The 17853-nt window shown below is 65.5% G+C and carries 18 protein-coding genes; 12 read left to right on the plus strand and 6 right to left on the minus strand.

The window, feature by feature from the left end; translation table 11 throughout:
• The first annotated feature begins 6 nt into the window (after positions 1-6).
• The 10 genes from M9978_RS13730 (at position 7) to M9978_RS13775 (ending at position 11725) form a co-directional block, all read left to right on the plus strand.
• A complete protein-coding gene (locus M9978_RS13730) occupies positions 7-360 on the plus strand; it encodes a cupin domain-containing protein (RefSeq protein WP_254294120.1) in 354 nt (117 codons plus the stop codon).
• A 269-nt stretch (positions 361-629) separates the two neighbouring features.
• Entirely contained in the window at positions 630-2780 is a 2151-nt protein-coding gene (locus tag M9978_RS13735) for a TonB-dependent siderophore receptor (protein ID WP_254294122.1), read from the plus strand.
• A 99-nt stretch (positions 2781-2879) separates the two neighbouring features.
• Positions 2880-3926: a PepSY-associated TM helix domain-containing protein gene (locus M9978_RS13740; RefSeq protein ID WP_302054007.1), complete on the plus strand. Its 1047-nt coding sequence runs from the start codon at positions 2880-2882 to the stop codon at positions 3924-3926.
• Positions 3923-4849, plus strand: coding sequence for a 2-hydroxyacid dehydrogenase (locus M9978_RS13745; RefSeq protein WP_254294127.1), 927 nt, complete (start codon positions 3923-3925; stop codon positions 4847-4849). The genes M9978_RS13740 and M9978_RS13745 overlap by 4 nt, the downstream gene beginning before the upstream one ends.
• 250 nt (positions 4850-5099) lie before the next feature.
• Positions 5100-5918: a GNAT family N-acetyltransferase gene (locus M9978_RS13750; protein ID WP_254294128.1), complete on the plus strand. Its 819-nt coding sequence runs from the start codon at positions 5100-5102 to the stop codon at positions 5916-5918.
• On the plus strand, positions 5915-7378 hold the full coding sequence (locus M9978_RS13755) for an NAD-dependent succinate-semialdehyde dehydrogenase (protein WP_254294130.1): 1464 nt from the start codon (positions 5915-5917) through the stop codon (positions 7376-7378). Before M9978_RS13750 ends, M9978_RS13755 begins: the two co-directional genes overlap by 4 nt.
• Before the next feature lie 67 nt (positions 7379-7445).
• Positions 7446-8522: a tartrate dehydrogenase gene (locus tag M9978_RS13760; RefSeq protein ID WP_254294132.1), complete on the plus strand. Its 1077-nt coding sequence runs from the start codon at positions 7446-7448 to the stop codon at positions 8520-8522.
• Positions 8523-8635: 113 nt separating this feature from the next.
• Positions 8636-10048: an aspartate aminotransferase family protein gene (locus M9978_RS13765; protein ID WP_254294134.1), complete on the plus strand. Its 1413-nt coding sequence runs from the start codon at positions 8636-8638 to the stop codon at positions 10046-10048.
• 19 nt (positions 10049-10067) lie between these two features.
• Positions 10068-10571, plus strand: coding sequence for an Lrp/AsnC family transcriptional regulator (locus M9978_RS13770; RefSeq protein ID WP_254294136.1), 504 nt, complete (start codon positions 10068-10070; stop codon positions 10569-10571).
• 2 nt (positions 10572-10573) lie between these two features.
• Positions 10574-11725: a M20 aminoacylase family protein gene (locus tag M9978_RS13775; protein ID WP_254294138.1), complete on the plus strand. Its 1152-nt coding sequence runs from the start codon at positions 10574-10576 to the stop codon at positions 11723-11725.
• Here M9978_RS13775 and M9978_RS13780 read toward each other — a convergent pair.
• The 6 genes from M9978_RS13780 to M9978_RS13805 all read right to left on the minus strand — a co-directional run bounded on the left by M9978_RS13780 (position 11715) and on the right by M9978_RS13805 (position 16458).
• On the minus strand, positions 11715-12377 hold the full coding sequence (locus tag M9978_RS13780) for a copper resistance protein B (protein WP_254294141.1): 663 nt from the start codon (positions 12375-12377) through the stop codon (positions 11715-11717). The two genes, M9978_RS13775 and M9978_RS13780, sit on opposite strands and share 11 nt — an antisense overlap.
• A gap of 175 nt (positions 12378-12552) precedes the next feature.
• Entirely contained in the window at positions 12553-13449 is an 897-nt protein-coding gene (locus tag M9978_RS13785) for a copper resistance protein B (protein WP_254294231.1), read from the minus strand.
• Positions 13449-15185, minus strand: coding sequence for a copper resistance system multicopper oxidase (locus tag M9978_RS13790; RefSeq protein ID WP_254294143.1), 1737 nt, complete (start codon positions 15183-15185; stop codon positions 13449-13451). The genes M9978_RS13785 and M9978_RS13790 overlap by 1 nt, the downstream gene beginning before the upstream one ends.
• A gap of 24 nt (positions 15186-15209) precedes the next feature.
• On the minus strand, positions 15210-15767 hold the full coding sequence (locus M9978_RS13795; RefSeq protein WP_254294146.1) for an RNA polymerase sigma factor: 558 nt from the start codon (positions 15765-15767) through the stop codon (positions 15210-15212).
• Positions 15764-16201, minus strand: a complete 438-nt coding sequence (locus tag M9978_RS13800; protein WP_254294149.1) for a periplasmic heavy metal sensor — start codon at positions 16199-16201, stop codon at positions 15764-15766. The genes M9978_RS13795 and M9978_RS13800 overlap by 4 nt, the downstream gene beginning before the upstream one ends.
• Positions 16198-16458, minus strand: a complete 261-nt coding sequence (locus M9978_RS13805; protein ID WP_254294151.1) for a hypothetical protein — start codon at positions 16456-16458, stop codon at positions 16198-16200. The genes M9978_RS13800 and M9978_RS13805 overlap by 4 nt, the downstream gene beginning before the upstream one ends.
• Before the next feature lie 148 nt (positions 16459-16606).
• Here M9978_RS13805 and copC point away from each other — a divergent pair, with 148 nt between their 5' ends.
• Positions 16607-16978, plus strand: coding sequence for a copper homeostasis periplasmic binding protein CopC (gene copC, locus M9978_RS13810; protein ID WP_254294152.1), 372 nt, complete (start codon positions 16607-16609; stop codon positions 16976-16978).
• Positions 16979-16984: 6 nt separating this feature from the next.
• Complete coding sequence (gene copD / locus M9978_RS13815) at positions 16985-17851, plus strand: copper homeostasis membrane protein CopD (protein ID WP_302054008.1); 867 nt, start codon at positions 16985-16987, stop codon at positions 17849-17851.
• Positions 17852-17853 lie beyond the last annotated feature (2 nt).

Here is a 17853-nt window from a genome sequence, read left to right on the forward strand (position 1 = left end):
GCAAGCATGGCGTTCTTAAAGACCATCGAACAGAATCCGACCTTCGAGCCGAAGCATGCCGAGCCGCTTCCCGAGCGCCTGATCTCCGGTAATCCGAAGTTCAAGAGCTGGCCGCAGGACATGGACAAGGACGGCCGCGTCGACACTGGGGTGTGGGAAGCCACGCCGGGCGTCACGCACTCGATCAAGGGCGAGGTCTACGAGTTTTGCTACCTGCTCTCCGGCAAGATCGAGCTGACGCCGAAGGACGGCGAACCGGTGATCTATTCGGCCGGCGACTCCTTCGTTCTGAAGCCCGGCTGGGTCGGCGTGTGGAAGACGATCGAAACTGTCCGCAAGATCTACGTCACCGTTACCTGAACCCTGCAAAAAGCGTGTCGGGCCGCTGCGGCATTTTTATTCCATGCGAGCGCGTGAATCAAAATATTGCGCCGTCCGGCACGTCAAGTTCAACGCATTATATCCGCGATCAGGCATAGCTTCGATCGGCAGTACGCTGGAAAATGCCACTCTGAAAAGGTGCCGGCCCCGCCGACAGAACCTTAAGGTTCGCACGGAGCCTAGATAAATTTGCGACCGCTCCGTCTCGCAGGAGGTGCGGAAACGCTTGAAAATAAAGGGGGATACACATGCGCACGCCTTCAAATCTTCGTCTGGTTCTTGCCACTGGCACTGCCGCGGTCGCCTTCGCTTCCGCCGCTCACGCTCAGGACGCCCAGTCGTCGCCCTCGGACGAGATCGTGGTCAGCGGCCTGAAGCAGCAATATTTCGGCGACACGCCGGTCAAGGAGATCCCGCAGGCCGTGCAGTTCCTGCAGGGTGAACTGCTCGAGGATCTCAACATCACACGCCTCGACACCGCGCTCGAACTGGCCAGCGGCGTTTCGAAGCAGAACAATTTCGGCGGCCTGTGGGACAGCTTCGCCATTCGCGGCTTTGCCGGCGACGAGAATTTCCCGAGCGGCTTCCTGGTCAACGGCTTCAACGGCGGCCGTGGTTATGGCGGCCCGCGCGATGCATCGAACGTCGAGCGCATCGAAGTGCTCAAGGGGCCGAACTCGGCGCTGTTCGGGCGCGGTGAGCCGGGCGGCACGGTCAATATCGTCACCAAGAAGCCGAACTTCAAAAAAGGCGGCAGCTTCTCGGTCGGAGCGGCCAGCTTTGAAACCTATCGTGTCGAAGGTGATTTCAATCTGCCGCTGAGCGACGGCGTCGCGGTCCGGATCACCGGTTCTTCGGAGGATGCCGGCAGCTTCCGCGACTTCGTGCGCAGCCGCAAATATACGCTGACGCCGTCCTTCCTCGCCAAGTTCTCGGATTCCGACATCTTCACTTACGAGCTGGAATATGTGAACCAGAGCGTTCCGTTCGAACGCGGTGTGGTCGCCATTCCCACGGTGAACGCCAACGGGACGATCAGCTATAATCTGGGCGCGATTCCCAATTCGCGTTACCTGGCCAATCCGAACGATCCCCCGATCCGCGTCGAGGTGCTGGGCCATCAGGCGCAGTTCCAGCATGATTTCAGCGACGAGTGGACGCTGATGCTGGGTGCGGGATACAAGGACACGACATTCATCGGCTTTTCCAGCGATCCCGAACTCGTCCTCTCGCGCCAGCGCCTCGACAATGACGGGCGCACGCTGACCCGCCAGCGGCGTTTCCGCGATTACAGCACCAACCACATGGTGCTGCGCGGCGAGATCAGCGGAAAGATCGATACCGGGTCGATCCGTCACAATATCCGGGTCGGCGCGGACTGGGACAAATTCGAGATCGATACATTTCAGACGCGTTATCGCCCGGTCGCGGCGGACCAGTCCTATTCGATCGATATCTTCACTCCCAACTATAACATCCCCGCTCCGACGCCCACGACAGCCATCCAGAACGCACTGGAAGTGCAGAAGGCATGGGGCATCTATGCTCAGGATCAGGTTGAGATCACCGACCAATTCAAGGTGCGATTCGGTGGCCGCTACGACCATTTCGACCAGGACATCGACGTACGCCTGACCCCGCCTTCCAACCCGCGCAAGACCTATACCAAGTTCAGCCCGATGGCCGGCCTGGTGTTCGAACCGAGCCGCAGCGTGTCGATCTATGCGAGCTACGGCAAGGGCTTCCGGCCGAACAGCGGTGTCGGCTTCAACGGTCAGCCGTTCGATCCGGAAAACAGCGAATCTTACGAAGTCGGCGCCAAGTTCATCACATCGGACGGCCGCATCACCAGCACCCTGTCGCTCTACACGATGACCAAGGATGGTGTGCTGACCGCCGATCCCGCCAATGCCGGCTTCTCGCGGCCGGGCGGCTCGGCACGCAGCAAGGGCATCGAGTTCGACCTCAACGCCAAGCTCGGCGCAGGGTTCGAACTGTTCCTGACCTACGCCTATACCGACGCGGAATGGGCGACCAACGCCAGTGACCCTAATTTCGGGTTCCTGATCCGCGAGGGCGACCCGCTGATCAACATTCCGCGCCATCAGGGCAACGCCCTGCTGTTCAAGAGCTTCACGATCGGCGGTCATGAGGCGATGCTGGGCGCGGGCGTGACCTATGTCGATCGCCGTCTGGGCGAGACCGCGACGACCTTCTTCCTGCCGAGCTATACGATCGCGCGGGTGACCGGGTCGATCGACATCACGGATCAGATCAAACTGTCGGCGGACGTCAACAATCTGTTCGACAAGAAATATTACGCCAGTTCGTATGCGGCGATGTGGATCCAGCCGGGTGCGCCGCGCAGCTTCTCGGTCCGGGCAAGCTTCAAGTTCTGATCGTCTCCGGCTTGGGCCGCGCGCGCCGGCCCGGCGGCCGCCGTCCCTCTCCACACGCCCCCGGACGGCGGCCGCTGATCTTTTCGAGTGACGAACCCCATGCTGTCCCGCGCCCGATGGCTTCGCTTTCACCGTATCGCGGGCTTGGGCATCGCGGCCTTTCTACTGGTTCAGGCGGTCACCGGCGCGCTGCTGGTCTTCGCCGGACCGGCTGCCCGGGCGATCAATCCGGCAGGCATGACCAGTCGCGGCCAGGGCCAGTCCATCTCGGCGGGCGCAGCCGTCGAACGAGCCGGCCGCGCCATGCCTGGCTATCACGTCACCCGGGTGTTTGCGCCTGACGGCCCGGGCGCGGTGTGGATGACGCAGCTCAGCGACGAGGCGGGGCGAGCAGGCTATGTCTCGATCGATCCGGCGGGCGGCGCGGTGTTGCGCGCGGGCGGCCTGCTTCGCTTTCCGGTCGAAACCGCGTTGCAGATCCATTACCAGCTTGTCGCCGGCAAGGCCGGGATGGTGATCATCGCACTCAACGGGCTCGCGCTGCTGTTCATGGCCGTGAGCGGGGTGGCTTATTGGTGGCCGAAGCGGAACCCAGCCAAGGCCTTGGCGATCCGCTGCACGCTGGCGCCGCGCCTCGTCTTGCGGCAGGCGCACCGCACGCTGGGCGTCGTGGCCGCCGCGTTCCTGATGATCCTCGCCACCACCGGCCTGATGCTGGTGATTCCGGAGATCGCGGCCAGCGCCGCCCCCGCGCCGCCAGCGACCGTGACGAACGCCGCCGCGGTCGATCGTGGCCTTGCCCTGGCGCAGGCGCGTTTTCCAGCCAGCCGGCTCCGCGACGCCCGGATCGCCGGGGAGCGCCTGATCGTCAATTTCCACGCGCCCGAGCGCAATGCGCGCGCGGTGCATCGCGCGGTCGTCAGCCTGGCCCACGCCCGGTTGATCAGCGCGACGCCGGCCGATCGCAACACCGCGCTATGGATGACCGTGCTGCCGATCCATGCCGGGGACGTGCTGGGCACGGTCGGACGCATATTGCTGCTGCTCGTCGCACTCGCGCTGGGCACATTGGCCGTGAGCGGGCCGATCATGTGGTGGCATGTCGCCAGCCAGCGGCGGGGCTCTGTTCGAAAGGCGGCGGTATGAGCTTGCTTCACACATCCAATGCAGCACGCGGACAGGTGTGGCGCGATATCTTTGCCGCCGAAGCGCCCGAGATCGAGTTCACCGAACTGACCGATGCGCCCGATCTTGGATCGGTCCGTTATCTCGCGGCGTGGGAACCCTCGACCGAATTGATCGCGCGCTTGCCCGCGCTCGAGGTCGTATTTTCGGTGAGCGCGGGCGTCGATCAGTTTGACATGGCCACGTTGCCCGATCATGTGCGTGTGGTCCGCATGATCGAGCCGGGCATCGCGGCCGGGATGGTCGAATATGTCAGCATGGCGGTGCTGGCGCTTCACCGCGACCTGATCGATTACGGGGTGGCGCAGCGCGCCGCGCGCTGGGCGCCGCTCAAGCTGGTGCCGGCGGAAGCACGCCGGATCGGCGTCATGGGCCTGGGCAATCTGGGTCAGGCTGTGCTGCGCTCGCTGGCCGCGTTCGGCTTTCCGCTTTCCGGCTGGAGCCGGTCGCCGCACAGCATCGCCGGCGTCGAGTGCCATGCCGGCGAAGCGGGACTCCCCGGCTTTCTGGCGAGCACCGATATCCTGATCTGCCTGTTGCCGCTGACCGAGGATACACGCGGCATCCTCGATCGCCGGACCTTGTCCCAGCTGCCGCGCGGGGCGAGTCTGGTCAATGTCGGGCGCGGCGGGCATCTGGTCGATCACGACTTGTTGAGCTTGCTCGACGACGGGCATCTGGGCGGGGCGGTGCTCGACGTGACCGATCCCGAGCCGCTGCCGCCCGACCATCGCTTCTGGTCGCATCCGCGCATATTGCTGACCCCGCATATCGCCAGTACGACCAGCGCGGAAAGCGGCGCGCGCGCGCTGATCGCCAATATCCGCCGCCATGTCGCGGGTGCGCCGATGGACGGCGAAGTCGCCCGCGACCGCGGCTATTGATCCCGCATGGTCGCGCCGGGCGCCTGACGAATGGAGGCATCTCGGACGTGATGTTGCCGCGGCATTTGCTGCATCCGCGGCGAAGCTGCGCGCGATAATCTTCCAAATTAAATGCGAAGGCGGCAGCGAATGCCAGCCCGTCCGGCTAAACCCTTATCATCGATTCTGGAACATGGGGTGGGCGATGGCTGCCCGTCGAAGGAGCGGATCCATGGTAGCGGGCGTTGAAACAATGGTGGGACTGCGGCGAATGACGCCTCAGGATCTGGTCGCCGCCCAAGCGCTCTCGAGTGAACAGAAATGGGCGCATCGCGTCGAAGACTGGGACATGATGCTCAGTGTCGGCTTCGGCTATGTCGCCGAGGATGACGGCGAGGTCGTCGGCACCGCCATGGCTTGGCGCTTCGGTGGGGACGCGGCGGCTATCGGCATGGTGATCGTGGCGCCCAAGGTGCAGGGCAGGGGGATCGGCCGTCAGTTGATGGAGGTGATGCTCGCCGATCTGGGTGATCGCACCGTGCGCCTTAACGCTACCGATGTCGGGCTGCCGCTCTATCGCAAGCTGGGATTCGTCGAATATGGGGCGATCGTGCAGCATCAGGGCGCCGCATTCTCGGTGCCGATGGCGGACCTGATCCCGGACGAACGCGTCCGCCCGCTGGGCAGCAAGGACATGGACACGCTTCGTTCGTTGACGCTGCGGGCGAGCGGCATGAACCGCGATGCGCTGCTCGACGCGCTGGTGGTCGGCACGCCGGGCATCGTGCTGACGCGGGATCACGATCCGGTGGGCTTCTCGCTGTTCCGCCGCTTCGGTCGCGGCTATGTCGTGGGGCCGACGATCGCCCCCGATATTGGCGGCGCGAAGGCGCTCATCTCGCACTGGCTGGGGTCGAACAGCGGCATCTTCTGCCGTATCGATGTACCCGAGGAAAGCGGCCTGGCCCCCTGGCTCGACTCGCTGGGCTTGCCCTGCGTCGGTCGCGTCATCCGAATGGTGCGCGGACCCATGCCGCCGGTCGATCCCACGGCCACCGTCTTCACCCTCACGACACAGGCACTCGGATGACGCTGACTCTCAAATATCCCGCCCTTTTCGTCCAGCGTGCCTTTATTGGCGGCGAATGGACCGGCGCCCGCTCGGGCGCGACGCTCGAGGTCGACAACCCGGCTACCGGCGCGACGATCGGCACGATCCCCGACTGCGGCGAAGCCGATACACAAGCCGCCGTCGACGCTGCGAGCGCGGCATGGCCGGCCTGGCGCGCGAAGACGGCGGGCGAGCGCGCCGCGCTGCTCGAGCGCTGGTACGCGCTGGTGATGGACAATGTCGTCGATCTCGGCCGGATCATGACCGCCGAGCAAGGTAAGCCGATCGCCGAGGCCGAGGGCGAGATCCGCTATGCGGCAAGCTTCATCAAATGGTTCGCCGAGGAAGGGCGCCGCACCGACGGCCACATCATCCCCGCGCCCGAAGCCAATCGTCGCATCCTGCTGATGAAGGAGCCGGTCGGCGTCTCGGCCGCGATCACACCGTGGAACTTCCCGGCGGCGATGATCACCCGCAAATGCGCGCCGGCGCTGGCGGCGGGCTGCCCGGTGGTGGTCAAGCCGTCCGAACTGACACCTTACAGCGCGCTGGCGCTGGTCAAGCTGGCCGAGGATGCCGGCTTCCCCAAGGGCGTGTTCAACATCGTCACCGGGCAGGCCGCCCCGATCGGCAGCGTGCTGACCGGCAGCGAGACGGTGCGCAAGTTGTCGTTCACCGGTTCGACCCGCGTCGGCGCCTTGCTAATGCGGCAGAGCGCCGACACGATCAAGCGGCTGAGCCTGGAGCTGGGCGGGAACGCCCCGCTGATGGTGTTCGACGATGCCGATCTCGACCTTGCGGTGGCGGCCACGATGGCAAGCAAGTTCCGCAACGCCGGCCAGACCTGCGTCTGCGCCAACCGCATCCTGGTGCAGGATGGTGTCTACGACGCGTTCGCCGAAAAGCTCGCCAAGGCGGTCGCTGAGCTCAACGTCGCGCCGGGCGATCAGGCCGGCAGCACGATCGGCCCGCTGATCAACGCGGCGGCGGTCGAGAAGGTCACCGCGCATATCGAGGATGCGCTGGCGCACGGCGCGACGCTGTTCGCGAAGGCGCCGGAGGGCGCGACCGGCGGTCGCTTCGCCACGCCAGTCATTCTGACCGGCGCGACGCGCGACATGCGCCTGGCGAATGAGGAGACGTTCGGCCCGGTCGCGCCGCTGTTCCGTTTCGGCGACGAGGCGGAGGGAATCGCGCTGGCCAACGACACCAGCTTCGGGCTCGCCAGCTATTTCTACACCGAGAATCTGCACCGCGCATTCCGCGTGGGCGAGCGGCTCGAGGCTGGCATGGTCGTGCTAAACACCGGCGGCATGGCGATGGAAATGGCGCCGTTCGGCGGCATCAAGCAGTCGGGGCTGGGTCGTGAAGGCGCGCATGCCGGGATCGACGAGTATCTCGAGACCAAGGCGTTCCATATCGGTGGGCTGAAGCTCTAGCCCGGCCGCAACGTCCTCGTCATTGTCACTATAAGCGCTCCGGCTAAGGGCGCGATCGGAGAAGGCCATGTCCGCTGAGCGCAACTACAAGATCTCGGTGATACCGGGCGACGGCATCGGCAAGGAGGTCATGCCAGAGGGCGTGCGCGTGCTGGAGCGCGCGGCGGGCCTCTATGGTTTCACGCTGGACCAGACATGGCATGATTTCGCCAATTGCGATTATTACGCCCGGCACGGCCAGATGATGCCGGATGACTGGAAGGCGCAGATCGGCGATCCGCACGCGATCTTCTTCGGTGCGGTCGGATGGCCCGACACGGTGCCCGACCACATCTCGCTATGGCAGTCGATCCTGCAGTTCCGGCGCGAATACGACCAATATATCAATCTGCGCCCGGTCCGGCTGATGCCAGGCGTGCCGTGCCCGCTGGCCGGGCGCGAGCCGGGTGACATCGATTTCTGGGTGGTGCGCGAGAATACCGAGGGCGAATACAGCTCGGTCGGCGGCAAGATGTTCCCCGGCACCCCGCGCGAGATCGTCATGCAGGAGACGGTGATGACACGGCACGGCACCGAGCGGGTGCTGCGCTACGCCTTCGATCTTGCCCGCACGCGTGAGCGCAGGCACGTCACTTCCGCCACCAAGTCGAACGGCATCGCGATCAGCATGCCGTGGTGGGATGAGCGCGTGGAGGAGATGGCTGCCCACTATCCCGACGTCACGCACGACAAATATCATATCGACATCCTTTGCGCGCAGTTCGTTATGAATCCCGACCGGTTCGATGTCGTCGTCGCATCCAATCTGTTCGGAGACATTCTTTCCGACCTGGGCCCGGCCTGCACGGGGACGATCGGCGTCGCGCCGTCGGCCAACATCAACCCCGAACGCACCACCCCCTCGCTGTTTGAGCCGGTCCACGGCTCGGCGCCCGATATCGCCGGCAAAGGGATCGCCAATCCGATCGGCCAGATCTGGTCGGCGGCGATGATGCTCGAGCATCTCGGCGAGCCGGACGCCGCCGCGGCGATCATGCGTGCGGTCGAGACGGTGCTGGCCGAACCGGGCCTGCGTACCCGTGATCTCAAAGGGAGCGCGGACACCGAGCAATGCGGCAGGGCGGTTGCCGAGGCGCTATCCTGACCGGACCGGGCGCTCGGCATTATATGCCGCGGTGCTGCGCGATTTGAGATTCGCAGGCCGCCTCATCGGGCATGTCGGACTTTCCGTCCGCGCGAGGCGATTAGGCTTGCCGCATGACCACAATGACGAGTCCTGCGATGACGCTGCAATCCAACCGCTCCCTGCTGGAGATCGATCGCGACCACCTGATCCATCCGGTCACCTCGTTTCGCGGCCATGAGACGCATGGCGCGATCCTGCTGGAAAGCGGCAAGGGCATGTGGCTCAAGGATCGCGAGGGGCGCGACCTGCTCGATGCGTTCGCCGGGCTGTGGTGCGTCAATGTCGGCTATGGCCAGGACAGCATCGTCGAGGCGGCGGCCGATCAGATGCGCCGGTTGCCCTATGCCACAGGCTATTTCCATTTCGGCAGCGAGCCCGCCGTGCGACTGGCGCAACGCCTCGTCGAGCTCAGTCCCGAGGGGCTCGACCACGTCTATTTCACGCTGGGCGGGTCGGATGCCGTGGATTCGGCGATCCGCTACATCACCCATTATTACAACGCCATCGGCAAGCCGGCGAAGAAGCAGTGCATCGCGCTGGAGCGCGGTTATCACGGCTCGAGTACCACTGGCGCGGGGCTGACCGCGCTTGCCAATTTCCATCGCGGCTTCGATCTGCCGCTGCGCTGGCAGCACCATATCCCGTCGCCCTATCCCTATCGCAGCGAGCTCGAGGGCGACGATGCCGCGATCATCGCGCGGTCGGTCCAGCAGCTGCGCGATAAGGTCGCCGAGCTTGGCGCCGACAATGTCGCGGCCTTCTTCTGCGAACCGATCCAGGGTTCGGGCGGCGTGATCGTGCCGCCGGTCGGCTGGCTCAAGGCGATGCGCGCGGCGTGCACCGAACTCGATATCCTACTGGTGGCGGACGAGGTGATCACCGCCTTTGGCCGTACCGGCCCGATGTTCGCGTGCGAGGCGGAGGGTATGACGCCCGACCTCATGACACTCGCCAAGGGGCTGACCGCCGGCTACGTCCCGATGGGCGCCGTGCTGATGTCCGACAAGGTGTATCAGGGCATCGCCGACGGCGCGGCTGCCGATATCGTGATCGGCCATGGCGCGACCTATTCGGGGCATCCGGTCAGCGCCGCAGTGGGGCTGGAGGTGCTGCGCCTCTATACCAAGGGCGGTATCCTGGCCAACGGGCAGCGTGTGGGCACGCGCTTTGCCGCCGGGCTGGCGGGGATCGCCGATCATCCCATGGTGGGCGATACGCGCGGCCGCGGCCTTCTGGGCGCGATCGAGCTCGTCGCGAACAAGGGCCACAAGACTCGCTTCGATCCCGCCCTCAAGCTGGCCGACAGGCTCTTCGAGCGCGGTTACCGCAATGGCGTGATCTTCCGCGCTTTCGCCGACAATATCATCGGTCTGGCGCCCGCGCTGTGTGCGTCGGACGGCGAAATGGACATGATCTTCGCGCGCATCCGCAACACGCTAGACGATCTGCTCGAAGAGGCGGATATTCGCGCCGCGGTGGGTTGAGATATCGGGGAGCTGAGACATGCTGGGCGGACCAAGACTGGACCGGATCGATCTGAAGATCCTGACGCAACTTCAGCAATCCGGCCGCATCACCAATGTCGAGTTGGCCGATGCGGTGGGACTGTCGCCCAGCCCCTGCTTGACGCGCCTGAAGCGGCTGGAGAAGGCGGGCTACATCACCGGCTATGGCGCGCATGTCAACCTGCAGAAGCTGGGCGAATATCTCACCGTGTTCACCGAGGTGACGCTGACCGAGCATCGCGCCGGCGACTTCTCGCGGTTCGAGAGCCGCATCCGCAAGCTCGACGAGGTCGTCGAATGCCATCTGGTCAGCGGCGGCTATGACTATCTGCTGAAGTTCGTGACGCGTGGCGTGGCGCGGTACCAGGAGCTGATCGAGGGGATGCTGGAAAGCGACTATGGCATCGAGAAATATTTCAGCTACGTCGTGATCAAGTCGCCGTTCGTCAAATATCATTATCCAATCCAGCATCTGTTCGGCGAACAGCAGCAGGAGCGATAGCCATGACGGAAATCGACAGCCTGATCGAGCCGCTCGTCGCCTTCCGCCGCGACATCCACGCCAATCCCGAGCTGGGTTTCCACGAACACCGCACCGCCGCACGCATCGCCGAACAGCTCCGCGAACTGGGGCTGGAGGTGCATGAAGGCATTGGCCGCACCGGTGTGGTGGGCGTGCTGCGCCATGGTACTTCCATGCGCAGCATCGGGCTGCGCGCGGACATGGATGCGCTGCCGATCCATGAACAGACCAATCTGCCTTATGCCAGCAAGACGCCGGGCAGCTTTCACGGCTGTGGCCATGACGGGCATGTCGCGATGCTGCTCGGTGCCGCGCAGCATCTGGCCCGCACCCGCAACTTCAACGGAACGATCAACTTCTTCTTTCAGCCCGCCGAAGAAGGGCTCGGCGGCGCGCGTGAGATGGTGAAGGAGGGGCTGTTCGAGCGCTTCCCGTGCGACCGCGTGTTCGGGTTGCACAATTGGCCGGACCTTCCGGCGGGCACGATCGCCACGCGGGCCGGCCCGATCATGGGCGCCGCCGACAAGTTCGAGATCGCCCTGACCGGACGCGGCAGCCATGCCGCGATTCCGCAGGACAGCCCGGACGCGATCCTCGCAGCGGCCGCGCTGGTGCAGCAGTTGAACACGATCATCGCTCGCCGCATCGCGCCGACGGCGTCCGCAGTCTTGTCGGTAACGCAGATCCATGGGGGCCACACGCACAATGTCATTCCAGAGCGAGTGACGATAGCGGGCACGGTGCGCACCTTCGATCCGGCAGTGCAGGACCGGATCGAGGCATCGCTGCGGCAGATCGCCGACGGCGTCGCGCGAGCGAACGAGCTCACCGCGACGGTCGACTATACACGCTACTATCCCGCGACGATCAACGACGCGGAGGCGGCGCAGGAGGCGCTGGACGCGGCGGCGACGGTCGGCACGGCGCAGGTGGCGCCCGAGCCGGCGTTCACCTCGGAAGACTTCGCCTTCATGCTTCAGGCGTGCAAGGGTGCCTATATCTGGCTGGGTCAAGCGAAGCCGGAAGGCTCGGTGCCGCTGCACAACCCGCATTACGACTTCAACGACGAGGTGCTGGGCCACGGCATCGGATTGCACGTCGCGCTGGCCGAACGCCACCTCGCTAGAGGTTGAACCCGATACCGATCAGCGCCATCGTCGAGTCCAGCGCGTCCCCCTGCTGACGGCCCAGCCGGCGCGTGCCGCCGAGCAAGCGTTCGTGAACCACGCCGGCATAAGTGTTGACGCGCTCGTTGAGCGTGTAGCGCAGGCGCAGCGCGGTTTCCGCCTCGGCCAACCCGGGGCGGGTCGCCTCGGCCAGATGTTCCTGCGCCGACCATGCGATTTTGACGCGCGGCTCGAGATGCAGCACTTGGGTGATCGGCAGGTCGTAAATGGCCTGCACTTCCCCGGTCACCTGGCCGGTCTCGGCCACGAAAAGATAGGTTTCCCAATCGAGCCGGGTGCCTAACGTGCCCTGCAGGCCGAATGCGGCGTGCCAGTCGCTGTGCGGCTTGATGTCGCGGCGCACCCCCACCAGTAGCGTGGCGGCGCCAATGGTGCGGCCGTACAGCAGCTTGGCGTCGACTTCGTCGATCTGATTGCCCAGCGCACCGCCGCCCGAGGTCGTCAGCATCACCTGATCGGTGTCATTACCCAGCGAGAAGGTCGCGTCCCAGATGAAGAGCTCGTCGCCCTTGCCGGCGCGCAACTCAAGCAGATCGAACTCACCGCTGAACCGCCACGCGTCAGATTCTTCCTGCGCGGCGGCCGGCTTGGCGGCCATCAGCGCGCATGAAGCGAGAAACCCAAGACAGACAGACCGCAGCATCCAACTCATCCTTCTTCGGTATCGCGGACGAGATTAGCGCAACGGATCGGCGCGAATGCGCGAAGGGGGCCATGACTGGGCGATTCGATGCCAAGATTGCGGTGTCGTGCAGCAGCTTATGCCGTGCGTTTCAGAACCAGAAGCGCACGCCTATGACGAAGCTCGTGGATGCCGCTTCGTGCCCGGCCGCGCGCGCATGACGGGCGGTACCGCCGAAGCGGCGCTCCCATTCGATCCCGACATAGGGCGCGAATTCGCGCGCGATCTCGTAGCGCAGGCGCAGCCCGATCTCGGCGTCGGAGATGCCCGAACCGATGCCCAGCTCAGGCACGTCCTGCAGCGCGATGTTCAGCTCGGCCCCGGGCTGCAGGGTCAGCCGCTCGGTGATGCGCTGGTCGTAGCTTCCCTCAAGCCGGAGATGCACGTCGCCCTTGTCGGAGACGAATGCCTGCGCGCCGACTTCGAACCAATAGGGCGCGAGCCCTTCGATACCGACCACGGCATAAGTGCGTTGCGGATTGGGCCGGAAATCGTGGCGTAGGCCGGCCTCGACATTGAACCACGGATTGATCGCGCGGCTGTAGAGTGCCTGCACCTCGGCGCTTTCAAGCGCGCCGCCCAGTTCGCCTTCGCCCTCGCTCTTGACCGCGAAGCGATTGATGTCCCCGCCGATCCAGCCTTCGCCTTCCCATGCGTATCCGTGGCTTCCCTTGCGGCCGCGAAACTCGAGGCGGTCGAGCATCAGCTTCGAGAAGGCCATGCCGCCGCTTTCCTTGGCCATCGCGGCGCGCGCCCTGGCCATCACTTCGGGGTCGAATAGCGCATCGGCGGCGTGATCCTTGGGCACTGGCGGAGCGACACCCTGCGGAATGGCATCCGCATCTTCGCTGGTGGGCGCATTGTCACTGGCGGCGGGTATGCTGTGGCCGGCATGCGGATTGGCGGGTTGGGCCGCCTGGCCGTCCTGGACCGGCGCGCCATACGTCGCGGCGGCCAGCAGCAGCGTTGCGGCGGCAATCGCGTTCATCATGCTGCGTCCTCCCCGGCGCGGACCGTCACGACTCGCATCATCCCGGCGTGCATGTGCATCAGCATGTGGCAGTGGAACGCCCAGTCGCCCAGCGCATCGGCGGTGAGATCGAAGCTGACCTTGCCGCCGGGCAGCACGTTGACCGTATGCTTGCGCGGATTGTGGTCGGCGTCGCCAGTGACCAGCTCGAAGAAATGACCGTGCAGGTGGATCGGGTGCGGCATCATCGTGTCGTTGATCAGCGTGACTCGCACGCGCTCCATGTGCCGGAAGGCGATCGGATCGGCACCGTCGGACAGCTTCACGCCGTCGAACGACCACATATAGCGTTCCATGTTGGCGGTGAGGTGGATGACGAGCGAGCGGGTCGGCTTGCGCGTGTCCTGGTTGGGTTCGAGCGAGCGCAACTCGGCATAGGTGAGCACGCGGTGACCGACATCCTCCAGCCCCGTCGGTCGATCGGCGGTGCGGTCGGCGGGCATTGCCGACAGCGATGCGACGCCCGGACCCATCGGCACTTGTGGCGCGACCGACGGGTCCAGCATCTTCATGCTGTGGCCACCCGAACCGCTGCTGGCGGGCCTGCTGAGGTCGATCACGCCGCCCTGGCCCATGTCCATGCCCGACATGTCCATGCCCATGTCCTTCATCGTCAGCAGCGGCCGCTCCCGCAGCGCGGGGATCGGCGCGGCCATGCCGATCCGCGGCGCGAGCGTCGCGCGAACCAGGCCGGAGCGGTCGATGGCCTCGGCAATCAGGCCATAGGCGGTCGCTTCGGTCGGCCGGACGATCACGTCATAGGTTTCGGCGATGCCTATCTGGAACTCATCGGTCTCCACAGGCTGGACATGCTGGCCGTCGCACTGCACCACCGTCATCGCCAGGCCGGGCAGGCGGACATTGAAATTGGTCATCGCCGAGGCGTTGACGATGCGCAGGCGCACGCGTTCGCCGGGCGCGAACAGCCCGGTCCAGTTCTCCGGCGTGCCATGGCCGTTGATCAGGTAGCTATAGGTCGCGCCGGTGACGTCCGAGATATCGGTGGGGTCCATGCGCATCTTGCCCCAGTCGACGCGCTCCTGCAGCGACTGGTCCTTGCCCGCCAGCAGCCCGGCGAGCGTCTGGCGCTGCATGTTGTAATAGCCGCCCGACTGCTTGAGGCGCTTCAACTGCACATGCGGATGGACCGGCGACCAGTCGGACAGCACTATGACATGCTCCCGGTCGCTCTGCACCGGATCCGCGCCGGCAGGATCGATCACGATCGGGCCGTAATGGCCCATCGCCTCCTGCATCCCCGAATGGCTGTGATACCAGTAAGTGCCATATTGGCGGATCGGGAAGTCATAGGTGAAGGTCTCGCCGGGGCGAATGCCGGGAAAGCTGATGCCGGGAACACCGTCCATCTGGAACGGCACAATCAACCCGTGCCAATGGATCGAGGTATCTTCCTTGAGATTGTTGGTGACGGCGAGCCGGACATGCTGACCTTCCTTCAGGCGGATGAGCGGGGCGGGCAGGGTGCCGTTGATGGTGATCGCATGCGCCGAGCGGCCGCCCGTGCTGAAATGGCTTTCGCCGACGGTGAGTGCGATCCTATCCCCCGACAGCGTGCCGGATTCAGGGCGTAGGCCTGCCGTGCCGCTGCGCGCCCAGCTGGGGAAGGCCTGTGCCAGCGTGAGCGCGGCGGCGCCCTTGAAAAGGGTGCGGCGGTCGATGGACTGATGATTCATGCCGGGTGATACGCGCGAGCCTGCTCAATCCCTCAAAAGTTCCACAAGCTTGGCACGCGCGCGATAGAGCCGGGTTTCGACCGCCTTTTCGGTAATACCGAGCACCTCCGCGGTTTCGGCCTGGCCCATCGTCTCGATCGTCCGCAGCAGCAGGACTTCGCGCAACGTCGCTGGCAGCGCCGCGATCCTGGCGTGGATCCGCGACAGCTCGTACGAGGAGTGAAGCGCGGCCTCAGGAGAGGCCCCGGGGTCGGCGAGATCTAGCGCATCGTCGATCGGCTTGGCGAAGGTGAAGAAACGGCGAACTGTGCGCCGCCGCGCCCAGTCGCGGCACTTGTTGATCGCGATCCGCGCGATCCAGACGCGAAACGGTCGGGCGCCGTCATAGCGCGACAGTGCAGCAAAGGCCGACACGAAGGTCTCCTGCACGATGTCCAGCGCTTCGTCGGCGTCGCCGACCTGGCTTCGCGCGAGCCGCCACACCGCGTCACGGTGCCGCCGCATCAATTCGCCATAGGCCGATTGCTGTCCCGCGAGCGCGGCGGCGGCGAGCGCCCTGTCGTCGGCCTCGGGCGCGGTCACCGGGCCGGCTGAGTCAGCGCCCTGACGATGGCGGCGTCGAGCTGGGCGGCCTGGTCCGGTCGCAGCACGCCGCGCATCGCGAAGATATGCTGAAGCGTCTCCTTTTGCAGCTGCCCCATGACGTGGTGAGTCCGATCGACCGCCTCGCCAACCTTGGGGCCATAACCATGTTCAGCGACGATCGCCGCGGCGAGCCGCTCGTTGTCGGCGCGCATTTCCGCCTCCAGCGCCTCGCGGCGTTTGGCGAAGGCGGCCTCCAGCGCATGGATGCGGCGCTCCTGATCGGCATCGAGCGTCAACTGGCGATGAAGCAGCGTATGAACCTGGCTTTCGACGCGAGGCGTTGGCACGAACCATGCCCGCGCGGCCAGCACCGCGCCGAGCGCAGCGGTGAAGGCGACCAGCGCGACCAGAAGATACCGCCGAGCGCTCATTGGCCGAGCAGGCGCGAGGGGGCGTAGTCCGACATGCCAATCGATACGGGCGACGCCTGGGCCGGTGCAGCGGGCACGATGCTGCCGGCCCAGCCAACGCCGATCGCCAGCAGTCCGGCCAGCGCCAGGCTGCGGCGTGCGGCGATCCGATCGCGCCGCACGGCAACACCGCGTAGCACGGCGTCGTCCAACTGCTCGAGCCGGACGTCGGTCGGCATCGTCCGCACCGCATCGAGCATCTGGTCCAGATCGGTCATCCGGTAATCTCCATCTTCATGACCGCATACGCATGTCGTGCATCGTTCCCTCGACGTGGTTCCTGATCCGCCACTAAAAATTATGCGCATGGGTGAGGGTACGGGCAAGCCGCTGCGTATTCCCGCTGCCAATTGCTGGAGATTTCCGATGACTCGCCTGTTCCCGACCCTCGCCGCGCTCACGCTGATCCTGCCCGGCGTTGCGGCCGCACACGTCAAGCTCGTCTCGTCCACCCCCGCCGCGAACGCGACCGTGGCCAAGCCGACCAAGCTGACGCTTACCTTTTCCGAGGCCTTCATGGGCCCTTTGAGCGGCGTCGATCTCACCATGACCGGGATGCCGGGCATGGCGGACCACGCGCCGATGCCGATCAAGGGGTTCAAGACCAGCGTTGCGGGCAAGACGATGACGCTCACCCTGCCGCGCGCGCTGCCGGCCGGCACCTATCTGCTGAAGTGGCACATCGTCGGCGCCGACCAGCATAAGATGGAAGGCAGCTACACCTTCAAGGTGAAGTAAGCGGCAATGGTCGAGGGGGCGTTGATCGCGGCGCGGTTCGCGCTGATGATCGACCTAGCGCTGCTGATGGGCCTGCCGCTGTTCTGGTGGACCATGGGCTTGCCCGGGCGGCGCGGCATCGTCGCACTGCTCGCCATTAGCGGTGCGCTGCTGTCGGCGCTGTGGCTGCTGGCGAGCGCAGCGGCGATGACCGGTACGCCGATCTCATCCCCCGACTGGGCGACCGCATGGATCCTCCTGACCATGACGCCGATCGGCCCGGTTCTGGCGGTTCGCGGTGCCGCGCTGGTGCTGGCGCTGGTCGCGGCGGCGTTGCCGCACGGCTGGCGCTGGGCGCTGTTGCCTGCGGCAGTCGCGGCGGCGACATTGGCCTGGACCGGCCATGCCGGTGCGACCGAGGATACGGTCGGATCGCTACACCGCGCGGCCGATGTGGCGCATATCTGGGCGGCGGCGGGCTGGACGGGCGCGTTGGCGGTGCTGCTGCATGCGGTGCTGACCGTGCGCGCGACGACGGGCGAGGTGCAGCATGTCGCGCGGATGCTCGCGCGCTTTTCCGTCATGGGAACGCTGATCGTGGCGACGCTGGTTATTAGCGGGGCGATCAACGCCGTCATGATCATGGGTGTGGCGCAGCTGCCGGCGTTGCTCGGAAGCACCTATGGCTGGCTGCTGGGCGCGAAGCTGGTGCTGTTCGGGCTGATGCTTGGGCTGGCGGCTGCCAATCGCTGGCGGCTGACGCCCGCGCTGGAAGGCGGCATGCCGGCTACGACGCTGGCGCATTTGCGGCTGTCGCTGATCGTCGAGACCGGGGCCGCGGTGGCGATCATCGCGCTGGTCGCTTGGCTCGGCACGCTCGATCCCGCTGTCTGATT

The sequence above is a fragment of the Sphingomonas tagetis genome, assembly GCF_024211275.1.
In the GTDB taxonomy this organism is placed as follows: domain Bacteria; phylum Pseudomonadota; class Alphaproteobacteria; order Sphingomonadales; family Sphingomonadaceae; genus Sphingomonas; species Sphingomonas tagetis.

Excerpts from the sequence above, each read along its gene's own strand:
- M9978_RS13790 (WP_254294143.1), bottom strand. The coding sequence starts at position 15,185 with ATGAATCATCAGTCCATCGACCGCCGCACCCTTTTCAAGGGCGCCGCC.
- copD (WP_302054008.1), top strand. The coding sequence starts at position 16,985 with ATGGTCGAGGGGGCGTTGATCGCGGCGCGGTTCGCGCTGATGATCGAC.
- M9978_RS13785 (WP_254294231.1), bottom strand. The coding sequence starts at position 13,449 with ATGAACGCGATTGCCGCCGCAACGCTGCTGCTGGCCGCCGCGACGTAT.
- M9978_RS13730 (WP_254294120.1), top strand. The coding sequence starts at position 7 with ATGGCGTTCTTAAAGACCATCGAACAGAATCCGACCTTCGAGCCGAAG.
- M9978_RS13760 (WP_254294132.1), top strand. The coding sequence starts at position 7,446 with ATGTCCGCTGAGCGCAACTACAAGATCTCGGTGATACCGGGCGACGGC.
- M9978_RS13775 (WP_254294138.1), top strand. The coding sequence starts at position 10,574 with ATGACGGAAATCGACAGCCTGATCGAGCCGCTCGTCGCCTTCCGCCGC.
- M9978_RS13745 (WP_254294127.1), top strand. The coding sequence starts at position 3,923 with ATGAGCTTGCTTCACACATCCAATGCAGCACGCGGACAGGTGTGGCGC.
- M9978_RS13750 (WP_254294128.1), top strand. The coding sequence starts at position 5,100 with ATGACGCCTCAGGATCTGGTCGCCGCCCAAGCGCTCTCGAGTGAACAG.
- M9978_RS13805 (WP_254294151.1), bottom strand. The coding sequence starts at position 16,458 with ATGACCGATCTGGACCAGATGCTCGATGCGGTGCGGACGATGCCGACC.
- M9978_RS13765 (WP_254294134.1), top strand. The coding sequence starts at position 8,636 with ATGACCACAATGACGAGTCCTGCGATGACGCTGCAATCCAACCGCTCC.
- M9978_RS13755 (WP_254294130.1), top strand. The coding sequence starts at position 5,915 with ATGACGCTGACTCTCAAATATCCCGCCCTTTTCGTCCAGCGTGCCTTT.
- M9978_RS13735 (WP_254294122.1), top strand. The coding sequence starts at position 630 with ATGCGCACGCCTTCAAATCTTCGTCTGGTTCTTGCCACTGGCACTGCC.
- M9978_RS13800 (WP_254294149.1), bottom strand. The coding sequence starts at position 16,201 with ATGAGCGCTCGGCGGTATCTTCTGGTCGCGCTGGTCGCCTTCACCGCT.
- M9978_RS13780 (WP_254294141.1), bottom strand. The coding sequence starts at position 12,377 with ATGGCCGCCAAGCCGGCCGCCGCGCAGGAAGAATCTGACGCGTGGCGG.
- copC (WP_254294152.1), top strand. The coding sequence starts at position 16,607 with ATGACTCGCCTGTTCCCGACCCTCGCCGCGCTCACGCTGATCCTGCCC.
- M9978_RS13740 (WP_302054007.1), top strand. The coding sequence starts at position 2,880 with ATGCTGTCCCGCGCCCGATGGCTTCGCTTTCACCGTATCGCGGGCTTG.
- M9978_RS13770 (WP_254294136.1), top strand. The coding sequence starts at position 10,068 with ATGCTGGGCGGACCAAGACTGGACCGGATCGATCTGAAGATCCTGACG.